Source organism: Acidovorax sp. 22279, from assembly GCF_052045435.1.
GTDB classification, from domain to species: Bacteria; Pseudomonadota; Gammaproteobacteria; order Burkholderiales; family Burkholderiaceae_C; genus Acidovorax; species Acidovorax delafieldii.
This window is the reverse complement of sequence record NZ_JBQEOV010000003.1, coordinates 98,912-114,557: the sequence shown is the minus strand read 5'-3', so window position 1 is coordinate 114,557 and position 15,646 is coordinate 98,912. Positions and strand designations below refer to the sequence as shown.

The 15,646-nt window shown below is 64.3% G+C and carries 12 protein-coding genes; 7 read left to right on the top strand and 5 right to left on the bottom strand.

The window, feature by feature from the left end; all coding sequences use genetic code 11:
• Nucleotides 1-17: 17 nt before the first annotated feature.
• The 3 genes from yghU to polA all read right to left on the bottom strand — a co-directional run bounded on the left by yghU (nucleotide 18) and on the right by polA (nucleotide 4,596).
• Nucleotides 18-917 carry a glutathione-dependent disulfide-bond oxidoreductase gene (yghU, locus tag ACTJKQ_RS05030; RefSeq protein ID WP_440596209.1) on the bottom strand — a complete coding sequence of 300 codons (900 nt, stop codon included), beginning with the start codon at nucleotides 915-917 and terminating at the stop codon, nucleotides 18-20.
• A 167-nt stretch (nucleotides 918-1,084) separates the two neighbouring features.
• On the bottom strand, nucleotides 1,085-1,705 hold the full coding sequence (locus ACTJKQ_RS05025) for a hypothetical protein (protein WP_440596208.1): 621 nt from the start codon (nucleotides 1,703-1,705) through the stop codon (nucleotides 1,085-1,087).
• A 92-nt stretch (nucleotides 1,706-1,797) separates the two neighbouring features.
• Nucleotides 1,798-4,596, bottom strand: a complete 2,799-nt coding sequence (gene polA / locus ACTJKQ_RS05020) for a DNA polymerase I (RefSeq protein ID WP_440596207.1) — start codon at nucleotides 4,594-4,596, stop codon at nucleotides 1,798-1,800.
• A gap of 52 nt (nucleotides 4,597-4,648) precedes the next feature.
• Here polA and ACTJKQ_RS05015 point away from each other — a divergent pair, with 52 nt between their 5' ends.
• The 5 genes from ACTJKQ_RS05015 (at nucleotide 4,649) to ACTJKQ_RS04995 (ending at nucleotide 10,023) form a co-directional block, all read left to right on the top strand.
• Nucleotides 4,649-5,017, top strand: coding sequence for a hypothetical protein (locus tag ACTJKQ_RS05015; RefSeq protein ID WP_056747503.1), 369 nt, complete (start codon nucleotides 4,649-4,651; stop codon nucleotides 5,015-5,017).
• 98 nt (nucleotides 5,018-5,115) lie between these two features.
• Complete coding sequence (locus ACTJKQ_RS05010; RefSeq protein WP_260666724.1) at nucleotides 5,116-6,069, top strand: homoserine kinase; 954 nt, start codon at nucleotides 5,116-5,118, stop codon at nucleotides 6,067-6,069.
• A gap of 167 nt (nucleotides 6,070-6,236) precedes the next feature.
• Complete coding sequence (locus ACTJKQ_RS05005) at nucleotides 6,237-7,091, top strand: BPSS1780 family membrane protein (protein ID WP_121943488.1); 855 nt, start codon at nucleotides 6,237-6,239, stop codon at nucleotides 7,089-7,091.
• Nucleotides 7,039-7,830, top strand: a complete 792-nt coding sequence (locus ACTJKQ_RS05000) for a FecR domain-containing protein (protein ID WP_192418560.1) — start codon at nucleotides 7,039-7,041, stop codon at nucleotides 7,828-7,830. Before ACTJKQ_RS05005 ends, ACTJKQ_RS05000 begins: the two co-directional genes overlap by 53 nt.
• 240 nt (nucleotides 7,831-8,070) lie before the next feature.
• Nucleotides 8,071-10,023, top strand: coding sequence for a PhoX family protein (locus ACTJKQ_RS04995; protein ID WP_440596206.1), 1,953 nt, complete (start codon nucleotides 8,071-8,073; stop codon nucleotides 10,021-10,023).
• Nucleotides 10,024-10,200: 177 nt separating this feature from the next.
• On the opposite strand, the gene ACTJKQ_RS04990 is transcribed toward ACTJKQ_RS04995, so the two are convergent.
• On the bottom strand, nucleotides 10,201-12,666 hold the full coding sequence (locus ACTJKQ_RS04990) for a UvrD-helicase domain-containing protein (RefSeq protein ID WP_440596205.1): 2,466 nt from the start codon (nucleotides 12,664-12,666) through the stop codon (nucleotides 10,201-10,203).
• 43 nt (nucleotides 12,667-12,709) lie between these two features.
• Here ACTJKQ_RS04990 and ACTJKQ_RS04985 point away from each other — a divergent pair, with 43 nt between their 5' ends.
• Entirely contained in the window at nucleotides 12,710-13,435 is a 726-nt protein-coding gene (locus ACTJKQ_RS04985) for a hypothetical protein (RefSeq protein WP_440596204.1), read from the top strand.
• A 204-nt stretch (nucleotides 13,436-13,639) separates the two neighbouring features.
• The gene (locus ACTJKQ_RS04980; RefSeq protein WP_056061124.1) at nucleotides 13,640-14,617 is read left to right on the top strand and encodes a GMP reductase; all 978 of its coding nucleotides are present in this window, start codon (nucleotides 13,640-13,642) and stop codon (nucleotides 14,615-14,617) included.
• Between the two features lie 42 nt (nucleotides 14,618-14,659).
• Here ACTJKQ_RS04980 and ACTJKQ_RS04975 read toward each other — a convergent pair whose 3' ends face one another.
• Nucleotides 14,660-15,541: an alpha/beta hydrolase gene (locus ACTJKQ_RS04975; RefSeq protein WP_440596203.1), complete on the bottom strand. Its 882-nt coding sequence runs from the start codon at nucleotides 15,539-15,541 to the stop codon at nucleotides 14,660-14,662.
• Between the last annotated feature and the right edge of the window lie 105 nt (nucleotides 15,542-15,646).

Here is a 15,646-nt window from a genome sequence, read left to right as displayed (position 1 = left end):
ACGCCTTGCAAAAACACTCAGCGTGTGGGTGAAGAAGCTGCTGCTGCAGCCTCAATCTTGTCTTGCGTCTTGGTGTCAAAGTCGCTGGCGTCATGCCGCTCGCGCAACTGGCTGGCCAGGTCGCCGTTGACGCGGTTGACCTTGCGGCCCCGCTGCACCGCCGGGCGCTTGGCGATCTGCTCGGCCCAGCGCACCACATGCGTGTATTCGTGCACCTGCAAAAACTCGCCCGCGTTGTAGGCCTGCCCTTTCACCAACAAGCCGTACCAGGGCCAGATCGCAATGTCGGCCACCGTGTACTCATCGCCCGCCACGTATTCGGTCACGGCCAGGCGCTGGTTCAGCACATCCAGCTGGCGCTTGGCCTCCATCGCATAGCGGTCAATCGCGTACTCGATCTTGACCGGCGCATAGGCATAAAAATGCCCAAACCCGCCACCCACAAACGGCGCGCTGCCCATCTGCCAGAACAGCCACGACAGGCACTCGGCGCGCGCAGCGCCGTCTTTGGGCAAGAAGGCGCTACCGAACTTCTCGGCCAGGTACATCAGGATGGCGCCGGACTCGAACACCCGCACCGGGTTGGCCGGGTCGGTGCGGTCCAGCAGCGCGGGGATCTTGGAGTTGGGGTTCACAGACACGAAGCCGCTGCCAAACTGCTCACCCTCGTTGATGCGGATCAGCCACGCGTCGTACTCCGCCCCGCCGTGGCCCAGCGCCAGCAGCTCTTCCAGCATGACAGTGACTTTCACGCCATTGGGCGTGCCCAGCGAATACAGCTGCAGCGGGTGGCGGCCTACGGGCAGATCCTTGTCATGCGTAGCACCGGCAATGGGCCGGTTGATGCTGGCGAACTGACCGCCGTTTTCCTTGTTCCATTGCCAGATGGCGGGGGGGGTGTAGAGGGTGTCGGACATGCGGTTTCCAGGCTGATGAATGAGAGCAAGCGAGGTCGCTAGCGATTGCCAAGCCAGTTTAGCGATGGCGACAATTTACGGCTGGGCATACACGAATCCCCACAAAAACTTCCTTCAGAATTGACTCTGAGAACACGCACAGTGATTCATTTGTGCAGGCTGCCTGTTTAGCTGTTACGTACGTCATGGCGACCATGCTCAGTCACCTTTTCGCGCTCTTCTGAAGACATGTTCAACGGAGGAAGAGCAACTTCAGCCAGTATGACGTCAGGCGCTGATGTGATCTTTTTCCAGTTTTCCGAGACCGCTTCGGCAGGGGCACTAGAGGACAAGAAACTTTCATGCCGTGCCGCAGCCCAGAGGGCGTCATAGAAAGCCTGAGCGCTCTTCGGCCCAAGATACACGCAGTTGCGCTCCCACCATTGAAGACACCTTCCTGCGACTACCCCAGCTTCTTTTGTGTGCATCGCATTGAATTGCTCACGCATCAAAGCAAATGCGTCCTGATGCGCCTGCAAACGTCTTTCAGCAGCAACCATTCGGAGTTGATGCCCAGCCTTTAAATCCTCAAGGATCTCTAGGTGCTGTCGCTTAATGCCCTCTACTTTATTAGTGAGCTTCTCAACATCTTCTTTTGTCGCCAGACCTTTACCTTTCTCGCTCAGGTAGGAACCCAGAAAAGCCGCTCCTCCAACGAGACTCAACATAAGCAGATAAGCCCACCAAGGAGGTAGCCCTAAAGCACCAGCGATCTCAACGGCTAGGGCCTTCAACTGAACTGAATCCAATCCACACCTCCACAGCAAGTCCACGGCTTTAAAGCGTGGGGTAACGAATAGAAGTCGTGCAAGACGGTTTACTCAATCCTGAACGCCGATCCTCAATGCGCCTTATCCCAATTAGCCCCCACCCCCACCTCCGCCAGCAATGGCACCTTCAGCGCCGCCACGTCCGCCATCAAGCGCGGGATGTGGGTCTTGAGCCAGTCCACCTCGCCCTCGGGCAGCTCGAACACCAGTTCGTCGTGCACCTGCATGATCATTTGGATGCCCGGCTTGTGCGCGTCCAGCTCCTTCTGAACCGCCACCATCGCCAGCTTGATCAGATCGGCCGCCGTGCCCTGCATGGGGGCGTTGATGGCAGCGCGTTCGGCGCCTGCGCGACGGGGGCCGTTGGGGGAGTTGATTTCGGGCAGGTACAGGCGACGGCCAAACACGGTCTCGACATAGCCCATGGACTTGGCGGCGGCCTTGGTGTCGTCCATGTACTGCTTTACGCCGGGGTAACGCTGGAAGTATTTGTCGATGTAGGCGGCAGCGGCCTTGGTCTCAATGCCTAAGTTCTTGGCCAGGCCAAAGCTGCTCATGCCGTAGATGAGGCCGAAGTTGATGACCTTGGCGTAGCGGCGTTGCTCGCTGGTGACCTGATCGACCTCCACGCCAAACACTTCGGCAGCGGTGGCGCGGTGCACGTCCAGTCCGGCGTGGAAGGCGTGCAGCAGCGAGTGGTCGCCACTCAAGTGGGCCATGATGCGCAGCTCGATCTGCGAGTAGTCGGCACTCGCAATCACGCGGCCTGCGGGGGCCACGAAGGCCTCGCGCACGCGGCGACCTTCGGGGGTGCGGATGGGGATGTTCTGCAGGTTGGGGTCATTGCTGGACAAGCGGCCTGTGACGGCCACGGCCTGCGCGTAGTGCGTGTGCACGCGGCCTGTGCGTGGCAGCGCCAGCTGGGCCAGCTTGTCGGTGTAGGTGCCCTTGAGCTTGACGAGGCCCCGGTGCTCCAGCAGCTTGGCGGGCAGGGGGTAGTCCTCGGCCAGCTTTTCCAGCACTTCTTCGTCGGTGCTGCGGGCGCCGGTGGCGGTCTTCTTCACAACCGGCATGCCCAGCTTGTCGAAGAAGATTTCGCCCAGTTGCTTGGGGCTGCTCAGGTTGAAGGGCTGGCCTGCAATCTCGTACGCCTCGGTTTCGAGCTGCAGGATGCGCTGGCCCAACTCGTGGCTTTGTGCGGCCAGCGTGGGCGCGTCGATCAGCACGCCGTTGCGTTCAATGCGGTACAGGGCTTCGCTGCTGGCGATTTCCAGCTCGTAGATGAAGCGCAGTTTGTCGTCCGCCTGCAGCAGGGGCCACAGGGCGTTGTGCACGTCCAGGGTCTGGTCGGAGTCTTCGCACGAGTAGGCGGCGGCTTTGTCCACAGGCACCTGCGCAAACGGGATCTGGTGCGCGCCTTTGCCGCACAGGTCTTCGTAGGTAATGCCTTTGCGGCCGGTGTGGCGTTCGGCCAGGCTGGTGAGGTTGTGGGGCTTGTGCACTTCGAGCACGTAGCTTTGCAGCATGGTGTCGTGCGCGTAGCCCTGCACCTCGATGCCGTGGTTGGCGAACACATGGCGGTCGTATTTGATGTGCTGGCCCAGCTTGGGGTGCTTGGGGTCTTCCAGCCAGGGCTTGAGGCGGACGAGCACTTCATCCAACGGCAGTTGCGCGGGCGCATCGGGCCCTTCGTGGCGCAGCGGGATGTAGGCGGCTTCGCCGGGCTGCACGCTGAAGCTGATGCCGACGATTTGCGCGCGCATTTCGTCGAGGGAGTCTGTTTCGGTGTCGATGGCCGCGAGTGTGGCTTTGTGCAGGCGCTCCAGCCACTGGTCAAAGTCCGCCCAATTCAGGATGGTGTCGTACACCACGGTGCGGTGCTGGGCTTCTTCGGCCACGGTGCTGGCCGAGTGGTCGGCAAACAGATCGCCGCTTTGGCCGGGCATGGCGACGGTGGGGGCTGCTGTGGCCGGGGCTGCAGCACCCTTGATCGCACTGGCCAAGCCCTTGAAACCATACTTTTCGTAAAACGGCAGCAGGCCGGCGTTGTCCGGCGTGTCCAGCGTGATGTCATCAAACGCGGGCAACCCGGGGATGTAGTCGGCCAGCGCGCAATCGGTCTTCATGGTGACCAGCTGGCGGCTCAATGCCAGCTGACCACTGGCGATCGCCTCGCGCAGGTTGTTGCCTGCCACGCCCTTGATGGCGTCGGCGTTAGCGATCAGGTTGCCGAGCGAGCCATATTCTTCCAGCCACTTGGCGGCCGTCTTGGGGCCCACCTTGGCAACGCCGGGCACGTTGTCCACGGTGTCGCCCACCAGCGCTTGGTAGTCCACCATCAGCGTGGGTGGCACGCCAAACTCTGCCGTCACGCCCGCCACATCGCGGCGCTTGCCGCTCATGGTGTCGATGATGGTGATGTGCTCGTTGACCAGCTGGCTCAAATCCTTGTCGCCGCTGGACACGATGACCTCAATGCCCTGTGCGGCCGCCACGTGGGCCAAGGTGGCGATCACGTCGTCGGCCTCCACGCCGGGCACGGCCACCACCTTCCAGCCCAGCAGGTCCACCACCTCGTGGATGGGCTCGATCTGGCTGCGCAGGTCGTCGGGCATGGGTGAGCGCGTGGCCTTGTATTCGGTGTACAGGGCATCGCGGAAGGTGGGGCCCGAGGCGTCGAACACGCAGACGGCGTAGTCGGCCACCACCTCTTTGCGCAGGGCCTGCATCATGTTGATCATGCCGCGGATGGCACCGGTGGCAGGGCTTGTAGGGTCGCCCGGCACGGCCCGCAGGTCGGGCATGGCGTGGAAGGCGCGGTAGAGGTAGCTGGAGCCGTCCACCAGCACCAGGGTCTTTTTGTTGCTCATCCGGCAATTGTGCACGGGCAGCGCCCGCCGGGCGGCGCTCTACAATCGCCCGATGCGCGCTGTTCACCTTCTCCTGCTGCTGGGCATGGCCTGCGGCAATGCCCTGGCCCAAACCCCGTCCCCATCCCCTGCTGCCACCACCGCAGGCGCTGGTAACCAGCGCGATGCGCTGCCCGATCCCGAGCCCCTGTCTGGTCGCACCAACCAGCGCACGGAGCGCATCCAGATCGAAGACGCAGGCAGCCGTGTGGACGAGCTGCGGGTCGGCGGGCAAACCCAGAACATCTCGGTGCAGCCCAAGACCGGCAACCTGCCCGCCTACGAAGTGCAGTCGCCTGATGGCGCGCGCAGCCGCGCCGGTGGCAACAATGGCGCTGAAACCACCACGGCGCCCCGCGTCTGGAACGTGTTCAAGTTCTGATGGGTGGCAGGGTGGCGCGCACGCACTGCGTTGCCACCGGTTGAGCCCCGCCCGTTGTCCCGCCCCTTCCCCTTCTCTTTTCTTCGACCCCCTGAGCGATGGCCGTTTTTACCGAAGTCTCCAATCCCGAGGCGCGCGAGTTGCTGCGCCGTTTGCAACTGGGCGAGCTGGTGGAGCTGCGCGGCATTGAGGGCGGCATCGAGAACACCAACTACTTTCTGACCAGCGACCAGGGCGAGTTCGTGCTGACACTGTTCGAGCGCCTCACGGCCGAGCAGTTGCCTTTCTACCTGTACCTGATGAAGCACCTGGCGCACGGCGGCGTGCCCGTGCCCGACCCGCGTGCCGACAAGAACGGCGACATCCTGCACACCGTGTGTGGCAAACCCGCCGCCGTGGTCAACAAACTGCGCGGCAAGAGCCAGCTGGCCCCTCAGGGCGTGCACTGCGCCGCCGTGGGCACCATGCTGGCCCGCATGCACCTGGCGGGCCGCGACTTTGACCGCCACCAGCCCAACCTGCGCGGGCTGCCCTGGTGGAACGAGACGGTGCCGGTCGTGCTGCCCCACATTGACGACGCACAGGCCGCATTGCTGCGGTCCGAGCTGGCCTACCAGAACCATGTGGCCGCCAGCTCCGCCTATGCCGCCCTGCCGCGCGGGCCCGTGCATGCCGATCTGTTCCGCGACAACGTGATGTTCGAGGGTGAAGAGCTGACAGGCTTCTTCGACTTCTACTTTGCAGGGGTGGACACCTGGCTGTTTGACCTGGCCGTGTGCCTGAACGACTGGTGCATCGACCTGCCCACCGGCACGCATGACGCCGAGCGCGCCACGCGCATGCTCGACGCGTACCAGGCCGTGCGCCCGCTGACGGCCGCCGAACGCGAGCTGCTGCCCGCCATGCTGCGCGCCGGGGCGCTGCGGTTCTGGATTTCACGCCTGTGGGACTTCTACCTGCCGCGCGAGGCCTCCATGCTCAAGCCCCACGACCCCACACACTTCGAGCGCGTGCTGCGCGGGCGCCTGGCACTGCCCGTGCACGCGGGCTGATCCCACCACAGTCGAGCAGCCTCTAACCCCTGGCCCAGCCACCGGTTTGGGGCGGTGGGGTAAATTCGGCCTTATTCGCCCACCCGACATCCGATGCTGCTCGGCGCCCCCTGTTGGCGCCAGGGCACACTTGCCAGTGCGGGCCTCTCCTCCTTTCCAACGTATTCATGAAACTCCACATCGTTCCCGCACGCACCGGCATGGCCTGGGTCAAGCTCGGCGTTCGGGCGTTCTGGCGGCAGCCCATGGCGCTGGCTGCGCTGTTCTTCATGACCATGGCGGCCATGTCGCTGGCCACGATGATTCCGCTGGTGGGGCCGGCCATTGCCCTCGCACTGCTACCGTCGGCCACGCTGGCCATGATGGTGGCGGCGGCGCAGGCATCACAAGGGCGGTTTCCGATGCCCACGGTGCTGCTGGTGGCCTTTCGCACCGGGCGCGAGCGGCTGCGCGACATGCTCACACTGGGTGTGCTGTATGCGGTGGCTTTTCTCGGCATCATGGGCCTGTCGGCCCTGCTGGACGGCGGCCAGTTTGCGCAGGTTTACCTGGGTGGCGCGCCCATGACCCGAGAGATTGCCGAGAACCCGGACTTCCAGCGCGCCATGTGGCTGTCTATGCTGCTGTACCTGCCCCTGTCGCTGCTGTTCTGGCATGCACCGGGCCTCGTGCACTGGCATGGCGTGCCGCCGGTCAAGGCGCTGTTCTTCTCCATCGTGGCCTGCGTGCGCAACTTTGGCGCGTTCCTGGTCTACGGGCTGGGCTGGCTGGGGGTGTTTTTGCTGGGCGGGCTGGTGGTCAGCATCGTGTCGGCCCTGCTGGCCGTGGCGGGGCTTGCGGGATCGATGGCCGGTGGCATCATGGTAGGCGCTGCCATGATGATGGCGGCCATGTTCTTCACCTCGGTGGTCTTCACCTTCCGCGACTGCTTCGAGCCCCCCTACACCCCCCAGCAAGAAGAGGCGCCCCATGACAACCCACCCCCCAGCCCCCCTGGCGCACCACCTGCAGGGCCGCTCTGACGACGAGCTGGTCTGGTTCCAACGGCGCAGCGTGGTGCAGGCTGCCACGCTGTGGGTGGCAGGCGGTGGCTGGGTGGCCGCCCATGCCCAGGCGCGCAGCAACATCGTGGAGGTGCGCGGCGATGTACTGCGCAATGGCGAGCCCCTGACGGCGCAGCACACCATCACCGCCAACGACCGCATCGAAACCGGGCCGGGCGCCAGCCTGGTGTTCTCGGTGGGCGACAGCGCCTTCATGGTGCGGCAGAACTCACGCATGGCGATGGAGAGCGACACCCCCACAGCCGTCAAGCTGCTGCGCCTGCTCAGCGGTGCTGTGGCCACGGTGTGGGGGCGCGGCCCCGACCGGCAGATTGCGCTGCCCACCGCCACGGCGGGCATCCGCGGCACAGGGGTGTATGCCGAGGTATTTGCCGACCAGGACCAGCGCGGCTACCTCTGCAACTGTTATGGCACGGTAGAGCTGACGGCGGGCGGCGAACGCCTGGTGAGCCAGTCCAGCTACCACCAGTCGTTCTGGGCCGAGCCCGCGCCCCGCAATGGCCGGCTGCTGACTCCGGCCGGTGCCATCAACCACACGGACGAAGAGATGGAGTTCTTGGCCGGCCTGGTCAACCAGCGCACCGCGTGGCAGGTGTCGGGCCGCAAGGGCGTCAAGGATGGCAGCGGGGGCGCGGCTGCACCGGCCAACAACTACGGAACCGGCAACTCCTACGGCCCGCCCGGTTCACGGGACTAGGGCCTGTCCCGCAGCGCACGCGCAGCCATGCCTGCGCGGCGCGCCTTGGGCGGGCGTCACGCGCTGCGCAAGGCACCGCGTCAAACCGTCACACAAACGTCAAACCACTGTCACGGGGCGTTCCTAGGATCGCGGGCTGGACTCCATGCCACCCGCCTACTACGCCTTTTCCAACAAGGCTCCCGGTCGGATCAGGGCGTGGCATGCCCGTTCGCATACCCACTTGGAAACACCCCGAAAATGACCCAACCGACGATGCCCACCCGCCGCAAGGCCCTGCAACTGCTGGCCGGCGTTCCCATGCTGCCGCTCAGCGCCAGCGCCTCGGCCGCCCTGCTGACCGCCTGTGGTGGCAGCGACTCCGCCGCGCCCAGCTTTGTGTCGGCCAACTTCACGTCGATGGCAGCCCCCACCCTGGCAAATGCCGCTGCCATGGCCACCACCACCGTGGGCTCCACGCTCAACATCAAGCTCAGCGACGACTCGGTGCGCTCGTACCAGCTGGCTTACCAGCCGTTCTTCGTGACGGGCGACATGGTGTCCGACGGCAAGGGCGGCACCATCCTGTCGGGTGGCTACTACGACATCAACAACAAGCCCATCATCGACGCCACGGTGGCTGGCAAGGAACGCCAGTATTTCTCGGACTCGCCCGACGGCACCTCGCTGCTGACCGTGGCCAACCCCACCGTGACCGGCCTCAAGGGCAAGGCCGTGTTTGCCGTGGTGCAGTTTGAATACACCACCTGGGCACAAGACGGCAAGACCGACATGTACGGCAAGCTGCCCTCGCCCATCGCCGTGCTGACGCTGGACCAGGACCAGACCACCGGCAGGCTGAGCCTGGTGAAGTACCACAACGTGGACACCTCCAAGGTGCACGGCCTCTGGATCACCTGCGGCGCGAGCCTGTCGCCCTGGGGCACCCACCTGTCGAGCGAAGAATACGAACCCGATGCGTTCAGCATCGCCAGCAACGCCATGTTCAAGGCCTACAGCAAGAACTTGTATGGCGACGAAACCAAGGCCAATCCCTACCACTACGGCCACATGCCCGAAGTGACGGTGAACCCCGATGGCACCGCCAGCATCAAGAAGCACTTCTGCATGGGCCGCATCTCGCACGAGCTGGTGCAGGTGATGCCTGACAACCGCACGGCGCTGATGGGCGACGACGCCACCAACAGCGGCTACTTCGTGTTCGTGGCCGACAAGGAAAAAGACCTGTCGTCCGGCACGCTGTACGTTGCCAAGGTGGGCAGCGGCTTCTCCATCGACCCCAAGGTCGGCACAGCAGCGCCCCTCACCTGGATCAAGATGGGCTCGGCCACCAGCGCCGAGATCGAGAACCTGGCCAACACGCTCAAGCCCACGGACATCATGACCGTGAAGACCACCGACCCGGCCGATGCCAGCTACACCAAGATCGTGGCCAACGGCAAGACCGAGTGGATCAAGCTGAACCCTGGCATGGAAAAGGCCGCTGCCTTCCTGGAAACCCACCGCTACGCCGCCTACCTCGGCGCCAGCCTGGGCTTCACCAAGATGGAAGGCACCACGGTCAACGCCAAGGACAAGATTGCCTACTCTGCGCTGCAGAACATCCAGTCGTCCATGGTGGCAGGCAACGCCGCCAACGTGCCGGGCAACGGCATCTCGGTGCCCAAGCAACTGGTGGCCGGCGCCGTGATGGCGCTGAACCTCAAGGGTGGCCAGAAGGACACCGCTGGCGGCACCATCAACAGCGAATGGATGCCCGTGGACACCAAGGTGCTGCTGGCCGGTGAAGACATCACCGCCGACGCCCTGGGCAACACCGCCAACCCCAACAACATCGCCAACCCGGACAACCTCAAGTTCTCCGAAAAGATGCGCACCCTGTTCATCGGCGAAGACAGCAGCCAGCACGTCAACAACTTCCTGTGGGCCTACAACGTGGACACCAAGCAGCTGTCGCGCGTGATGTCGATCCCCTCGGGCGGCGAGTCCACCGGCCTGCACGCCGTGGACGAGATCAACGGCTGGACGTACATCATGAGCAACTTCCAGCACGCCGGTGACTGGGGCGCCATCCACAGCGTGGTCAAGGACACGCTGGACCCGATGATCAAGGCCAACTACAAGAACAAGAACGGCGCGGCCGTGGGCTACCTGACGGCAGCGGCCAAGCAGCCCAGCCTGAACCAGGCCTGAACTCAGCCTGAAACCAGCCTGAGCGAAGGGCAACAGGGCTGCACCCGGTGCGGCCCGCTTCAAAAACCAACGGGGCCTCAGGGCCCCGTTGTCATTGGCGGCCCCGGCTTGCTATACAAACAATAGCTACCAGGGCATAAGGTATTAGCGCCAGCAGGCGATTTGGCTCAAAACGCGCTATTCGACCACCGTCAGCTTGGCCACCGACAGCGCCAGCCACTTGGTGCCGTGGCGCGGAAAGTTGACCTGTGCACGTGCGTCGTCGCCGGTGCCTTCAATGGCCAGCACCTTGCCCTCGCCAAACTTGGTGTGGAACACGGCAATGCCCGCGCGCAGGCCGTGCGAGGGCGCCGCCTTCTGCACAGGCACCGGGGGGCTGGCAAATGTCTCGGATTTGAAGCCAAATTGGCCTCTAGCGCTAGATCCATATGCACTACCAGCTCCTGAATTGGTAGCAAAACTGGGCGTATACGAGCCAAAGCCCTGCTGCTTGGGCGTGATCCACTTGAGGGCCGCTTCGGGCAGCTCGTCAAAAAACCGGCTCTTGATGTTGTAGCGCGTCTGACCGTGCAGCATGCGCGTCTGCGAGTGGCTGAGGTACAGCCGCTTGCGGGCGCGGGTGATGGCCACGTACATCAGGCGGCGCTCTTCCTCCAGGCCGTCACGGTCGCTGGCGGAGTTCTCGTGGGGGAACAGGCCCTCTTCCATGCCGCCGATGAACACGCAGTCAAACTCCAGCCCCTTGCTGGCGTGTACGGTCATGAGCTGCACCGCGTCTTGCCCAGCCTGGGCCTGGTTGTCGCCCGCCTCCAGCGCGGCGTGGGTCAGGAAGGCGGCCAGGGGCGAGAGGGTTTCGCCGGTGTCGGCGTCTACGATGCCGGGCACAGCGGGTTTCAAAGGCTCGTCGAGCACCGGCGCGTTCGGGTCCAGCCCTTGGCTGACCGTGCTTTGGGTCAGCGGCGTGCCGTGCTCATCCAGCGGCAGCGCCACCGCATCGCGGCCAAAGCCCTCTTGCGTGACAAAGCTCTCGGCGGCGTTGACCAGTTCTTCCAGGTTCTCGATGCGGTCGGCGCCTTCCTTCTCGGTGCGGAAGTGCTCCACCAGCCCCGTGGATTCGAGCATCTGCTCGATGATGCCGCGCAGGTTCAGCCCTTGGGTCTGCTCGCGCAGCACATCGACCATGGCCACAAACGCGCCCAGGTTGGCGCCTGCCTTACCAGGCACGGCGCTCACCGCATCGTGCAGCGAGCAGCCGGCGGCGCGGGCAGCGTCCTGCAGCACCTCGATGCTGCGCGCGCCAATGCCGCGCGGCGGAAAGTTGACGACGCGCGTGAAGCTGGTGTCGTCGTGCGGGTTCTCCAAGAGGCGCAGGTAGGCCAGCGCGTGCTTGATTTCGGCACGCTCAAAAAAGCGCAGGCCGCCGTATACGCGGTAGGGCACGCTGGCATTGAACAGCGCCGATTCGATCACCCGGCTTTGCGCGTTGCTGCGGTAGAGCACGGCGATTTCCTTGCGCTCAAAGCCGTCGTTGCGCACCAGCTGCTTGATCTCATCCACCATCCACTGCGCCTCGGCCAAGTCAGAGCTGGCCTCGTACACACGCACGGGCTCGCCAGCGCCCTGCGTGGTGCGCAGGTTCTTGCCCAGGCGGCGGCTGTTGTGGCTGATGAGGTGGTTGGCCGATTCGAGGATGTTGCTGTAGCTGCGGTAGTTCTGCTCCAGCTTGATCTGGCGCTGCACATCGAATTCGCGCACAAAGTCGGTCATGTTGCCCACGCGCGCGCCACGGAAGGCATAGATGCTCTGGTCGTCGTCGCCCACGGCGATCACGCTACCGCGCGCTTCGTAGCGTCCGCCCACGTCGTTGCCCGCCAGTTGCTTAAGCCAGGCGTATTGCAGCTTGTTGGTGTCCTGAAACTCGTCCACCAGGATGTGCTGGAACCGGCGCTGGTAGTGCTCGCGGATCGGGTCGTTGTCACGCAGCAGCTCGTAAGACCGCAGCATCAGCTCGCCGAAGTCCACCACGCCTTCGCGCTGGCATTGCTCTTCGTATAGCTGGTAGACCTCGACCTTCTTGCGGGCGTCGCTGTCGTGCGTGGGCACGTCGCCGGGACGCATGCCTTCTTCCTTGCAGCTGGCGATGAAGTACGACAGCTGCTTGGGAGGAAAGCGCTCCTCGTCCACGTTGTGCTGCTTGCACAGGCGCTTGATGGCCGAGAGCTGGTCTTGCGTATCCAGGATCTGGAACGACTGCGGCAGCCCCGCTGCCTTGTGGTGCGCGCGCAGCAGCCGGTTGCACAGGCCGTGGAAGGTGCCAATCCACATGCCACGCACGTTGACCGGCAGCATGGCCGACAGGCGGGCCACCATCTCCTTGGCAGCCTTGTTGGTGAATGTGACGGCCAGAATGCCGCCGGGCGTGGCGTAGCCGTTTTGCAGCAGCCAGGCAATCCGGGTGGTCAGCACCCGGGTCTTGCCCGACCCCGCCCCCGCCAGGATGAGCGCATGGCCTGCGGGCAAGGTCACCGCAGCCAGTTGTTCATCGTTCAGGTGGGCCAGAAGGGGGGATGCGGCCGAGGGCGCACCGGAGTGTGGGGGCACCAGGGCATCTGGCGCACCCGAAAACGGGTCTTGTGGGAACATCCAGCCATTGTAGAAAGCACCCTGCCCCACGCCGCCTCGCACCATGAAAAACATTGCCTTCACCCTGGCCAGCCTGTGGCTGGCCCTGGCGCACGCCCCCCAGGCGATGGCCCAGGCCAGTTGCAGCAGCGACGGCACCCCCAGGCCTGTGGCCGTGTTCGAGCGCTTCATCAGCGCCGACTGCGAGTCCTGCTGGGGCGATGCGGCCACCCCGGCACCGTCAACCAAGGCAGGTGCCGTGGTGCTGGACTGGATCGTGCCGGGCAAGGCGGGCGACGACGCCCCCCTGTCGGCTGCGGCCTCGACCGACGCGCTGCCCCGCCTGCAAGCCCTGGGGCGCAAGCCCCCCATCTCCACCGATGTGTACGTCACCCCGGTCGATTTAGCAGCGCGTGGCCGGTTGCGTGTGGCCCATGGGGTGGCGTTCAATGACTATGTGGGCACCGGCATCGCCTTCACCCCCTCCCCCGCGGCGCCACAGCGCACTACGGCTGCCACGCCCCTCGCCTTTTACCTGTTGCTGGTAGAGGCCATACCCGCAGGTACTGACGGCACCGTTGTGCCCCGTTACATCGTACGCAGTCAGTTCGAGGGCACCTGGCCCCTGGCCCAGCGGCCCGCACGCAGCAAGGGCAAGCCGTGGGCATGGATGGAAACCCGCTCCATGCGTATCCCCGATGGCGCACAGGCCGACAGGCTGCATCTGGTTGGCTGGGTGCAGGATGCCTCGGGCAGCATCGTGGCGGCCGCCCAATCCGTATGCAGGTAATACCGGTGCCGTTATGACGGCCCTTTGGCAGGCGGGTAGAATCAATCACCGGGCCCAAGTTTCTTGACGCCCGGTTTTTTGTGCCTGCGCTCAGCAGGGTTCGGAGTGACTGTCACGTCCACTCCCGCAAAGCCGGTCTGACAGCCAAGCGCCCACCGCCGTCGAAATCGTTTGGCGGCGTCCCTTTATGGAGCTTGGAATCTCATGGAAATCTTCGACTACGACAACATCCTGCTGCTGCCCCGCAAGTGCCGCGTGGAAAGCCGCTCGGAATGCGACGCCAGTGTGGAGCTGGGCGGTCGCCGCTTTCGCCTGCCGGTGGTGCCCGCCAACATGAAGACCGTGGTGGACGAAACCATCTGCACCTGGATGGCGCAGAACGGTTACTTCTACGTCATGCACCGCTTTGACCTGGACAACATCCAGTTCGTCAAAGACATGCATGCCAAGGGCTGCTATGCATCGATCTCGCTCGGTGTGAAGCAACCCGACTACGCCACCGTGGACCAGCTGGTGGCACAGGGCATCACGCCCGAGTACATCACTATCGACATTGCCCATGGCCATGCCGACAGCGTGAAGAACATGATCGGCTACCTGAAAAAGCACCTGCCGCAGTCGTTTGTGATTGCTGGCAACGTGGCCACGCCCGAAGCCATCATCGACCTGGAAAACTGGGGCGCCGACGCCACCAAGGTGGGCGTGGGCCCGGGCAAGGTGTGCATCACCAAGCTCAAGACCGGTTTTGGCACGGGCGGCTGGCAGCTGTCGGCCCTCAAGTGGTGTGCCCGCGTGGCCACCAAGCCCATCATTGCCGACGGCGGCATCCGCAGCCACGGTGACATTGCCAAGAGCATCCGCTTTGGCGCCAGCATGGTGATGATCGGCTCGCTGTTTGCGGGCCACGAGGAATCACCCGGCAAGACGGTGGAAGTGGACGGCGCGCTGTTCAAGGAGTACTACGGCTCGGCCAGTGACTTCAACAAGGGCGAATACAAGCATGTCGAAGGCAAGCGCATCCTGGAGCCCATCAAGGGCAAACTGGCCGAAACGCTCATCGAGATGGAGCAGGACGTGCAAAGCTCCATCAGCTACGCGGGCGGCACCAAGCTGATGGACGTGCGCAAGGTGAACTATGTGATCCTGGGCGGCGACAACGCAGGCGAGCACCTGCTGATGTAACCCCCCGGGCGCGAGCCGCCGCCCGGTTAGGAGAACCTGTTCTCAGGCCCGCAGCAGGTTCTGCGCCATGTGGTGCAGGTCATGCCCGGGCTTGGCCAGGGCATCGACGATGCTGAAGTGGTTCAACCCCGGCAAGGCCACGCTGCGGGGTACAAAATGGCTGCCCCAGGCATCCTGCATGAGCTGGTTCTGGCGCAGGAACTCGGGGCTTTCATCCGCCCCGACGGCGCAATACAGCGTGCCGGTGGGCGGCTCCAGCAAGCGCGCGGGGCTGCATTGCAGCACCTGCTGTTCGGTCAGGTGCAACACCGACTGGTACATGGGCGTGTGCATGATGGGCTCCAGGTCGTGCACCCCCGAGATCGACAGCGCATTGCGCACCAGGCCATCTGGCAAACCCTTTCCGATGAGCGGCCACACGCTGGTCAGCAGCAGCGCCGCCAGTTGCCCGCCGGCAGAATGCCCTGCTACCGTGATCCGCCGGGGGTCGCCACCATGGGCGGCGATCTGGTGCCACACCCAGCCCAGCGCCTTTTCCATCTGCCGCGCGATGTGGGGAATGGTCACCGGCGCATCGGGGGTGCCCGGGCACAGCGCGTAGTTCACCACCACCACACAAAACCCGGCCTGGGTGAAAGGCGGTGCGATGAACGAGTGATCCGATTTGTCGAGTGACCGCCAGTAACCGCCGTGGATGAACACCAGCACCGGCACCGCCCCCCCCCCGGCACGGGCGGACGGAAACACGTCCAGGGTTTCCCCGGCACCCGTGCCATAGGCCACATCCAGCGCACAGGGGACAGTGGCTCGCACCTGGGCAGAGTCTTGAGCCCAACGCTGGAAGTAGTCCATGTGGTCAGGGACCAGGGCGCGATTGTTGTACATGCGCTCCAGCCAGGCAGGGTCGTACAGGGGCAAGGTCATGGGCAAGGGTCTCCGATTTATGTGGGCTGCCTTCGGTGCCATACCGCAGCCCGGCCAACAGGCTCGGCAGACGCAGGAACGGCGCTGGCGCTGCAGAATCATCTG